3 protein-coding genes are annotated in these 2,366 nt (G+C 64.3%); all 3 read right to left on the bottom strand.

Going from position 1 to position 2,366, the window contains the following annotated elements; genetic code table 11:
- Positions 1–459: ABC transporter ATP-binding protein (locus B7G54_RS37695; protein ID WP_133059275.1), on the bottom strand; the 459-nt coding region annotated here is incomplete at its 3' end.
- A gap of 188 nt (positions 460–647) precedes the next feature.
- Entirely contained in the window at positions 648–1,766 is a 1,119-nt protein-coding gene (locus tag B7G54_RS37690; protein ID WP_085043681.1) for a polyamine ABC transporter substrate-binding protein, read from the bottom strand.
- Between the two features lie 62 nt (positions 1,767–1,828).
- A partial coding sequence (locus B7G54_RS37685) for an aminotransferase class III-fold pyridoxal phosphate-dependent enzyme (protein WP_133059274.1) occupies positions 1,829–2,366 on the bottom strand: 538 nt, incomplete at its 5' end.

The following is a 2,366-nucleotide window of genomic DNA, read 5'->3' as shown; positions in this document are numbered from 1 at the left end:
CTTGCGCTGCGCATACTTGCTCATCTGCACGAGCGCGAGCGCATCGGCCACGCGCTCCTTGATCTCGTTCTTCGGCGTGCCTTCCTGCTTCAGGCCGAACGCGACATTCGATTCGACCGACATGTGCGGGAACAACGCGTACGACTGGAACATCATGTTCACCGGGCGGCGATACGGCGGCAGCGATGCAAGATCTTCGCCGTCGACGAAGATCTTGCCGGAGGTAGCCGTCTCGAGCCCGGCGAGCATGCGCAGCAGCGTCGACTTGCCGCAGCCGGAGCTGCCGAGCAGCGCGAACAGCTCGTTCTTCGCGATCGTCAGGTTCACGTTGTCGACGGCCGTGCTGTCGCCGAATTTCTTCACGACGTTTTCGATTCGCACGAACGCGTCGTTTTGCGTACGGGCCGCGGTGGCCGGTTGGGTCTGTCGTGCAGCAGCGGAAGAGGGTATCGATTGCATGGGATTCACCATTCGTTCTTCACGGATTGCAGGCGTGAGCGCCCCCGCACGAGGCGCACAATGCGACTCGCGGACAACGGCTCGTGCCGGATGGAACAGTGCGCGCGGCGCGCGCGGGCGGACGGAGGTCCGCGGATCTCAGGCGGGCAGGCGTGGAGCGATGCCTGCGCCGCCGGAATGCATGGCGATCAGTGGCCGGTCTTCAGTTGGGCCCACAGACGGTTCTCGAGGCGCAGGATGTCGGCCGGCATCGGCTTCATCAGCACCATCTTCTTCAGCACGTCTTCAGGCGGGTAGACGGTCGGGTCCTGCGCGACGGCCGGCGTGACGAACTGGTGCGCAGCCTTGTTCGCGGTCGGGTAGAACACCGTGTTGGTGATCGCCGCGTTGACCTTCGGATCGGACACGTAGTTGATCCACTTCAGTGCGGCCTCGGGGTGCGGCGCATCCTTCGGGATCACCATCACGTCGAACCACAGCAGGCCGCCTTCCTTCGGGTTCGAGAACTTGATGTCGTACGAACGCTTCGCTTCCGACGAGCGGCGGTGCGCGATGCCGACGTCGCCCGACCAGCCGAGCGCGACGCATACGTCGTTGTTCGCGAGGTCGTTGATGTAGCCGGACGAGTTGAACTGGGTGATGTACGGGCGGACTTTCTTCAGGACTTCGAAGGCAGCCTGGTAGTCGCCCGGGTTCGTGCTGTTCGGGTTCTTGCCCATGTATTGCAGCGTGGCGGCGAACACGTCGACGGCCTGGTCGAGGAACGACACGCCGCAGCCCTTCAGCTTTTCCATGTTGGCCGGATCGAACACCAGTGCCCAGCTGTCGACCGGCGCCTTGTCGCCGAGCGCCTTCTTCACAGCCTGCGCGTTGTAGCCGATGCCGTCCGTGCCGTAGGCCCAGGGCACGCCGTACTGGTTGCCCGGATCGGCATCCGCGATCATCTTCATCAGCAGCGGATCGAGGTTCGCGAGATTCGGCAGCTTCGACTTGTCGAGCTTCTGGTACACGCCGGCCTGGATCTGCTTGGCCATGTAGTTCGACGTCGGCACGACGATGTCGTAGCCCGAACTGCCGGCAAGCAGCTTCGCCTGAAGCGTGTCGTCGCTGTCGTAGTTGTCGTACTTGACGTGGATACCCGTCTGCTTCTGGAAGTTCGGGATCGTGTCCGGTGCGATGTAGTCGGACCAGTTGTAGACGTTCAGCTCGTCGGCGGCATGCGCCGACGGGCTGGCGACCGACGTGAACGCTGCCGCGGCGGCGAGGGCGGCAACAGAACAGGCTTGGCGAAGTAAGCAGGCACGCATGGTGGAATTCCCTTGAGTTATGGCAGCGTGCGGCGCCCGCCGCACGCCTGTAGGCAAGGCCGTTACGAAATACCCAGTTGCTGGGCGGTTGCATCGACGGCCTTCTTCGCCTTCGACACGAGTTCATCGATTTCCTGGCGCGAGATCACGAGCGGCGGCGACAGCAGCATCCGGTCGCCGGTCGCGCGCATGATCAGGTTGCCGGTGAAGCAGAAGTCGCGGCAGATCGTGCCGACGTCGCCGCCGTTCGCGAAGCGGCGGCGTTCGGCCGGCGCTTCAGCGAGCTGCAGGCTCGCGACGAGGCCGTGGCCGTGCACTTCGCCGACGATCGGGTGATGCGCGAAGGTTTCGCGCATCAGCGCCTGGAAGTACGGGCCCGTGTCGTTCTTCACGCGCTCGACGATCCCTTCGTCGCGCAGCAGCTTCAGGTTCGCGACCGCGACGGCCGCTGCAACCGGGTGCCCCGAGTACGTGAGGCCGTGGTTGAATTCGCCGTTGTCGATGATCGGCCGCGCCACGCGCTCGTGAATGCCGACGGCACCCATCGGCACGTAGCCCGACGTGAGGCCCTTCGCCATCGTGATCAGATCGGGCTCGAAG

This window comes from Burkholderia puraquae, assembly GCF_002099195.1.
Classification (GTDB): domain Bacteria; phylum Pseudomonadota; class Gammaproteobacteria; order Burkholderiales; family Burkholderiaceae; genus Burkholderia; species Burkholderia puraquae.
The sequence above is the reverse complement of the archived record's forward strand: the minus strand, read 5'-3'. Positions and strand labels throughout refer to the sequence as shown.

Excerpts from the sequence above, each read along its gene's own strand:
- B7G54_RS37690 (WP_085043681.1), bottom strand. The coding sequence starts at position 1,766 with ATGCGTGCCTGCTTACTTCGCCAAGCCTGTTCTGTTGCCGCCCTCGCC.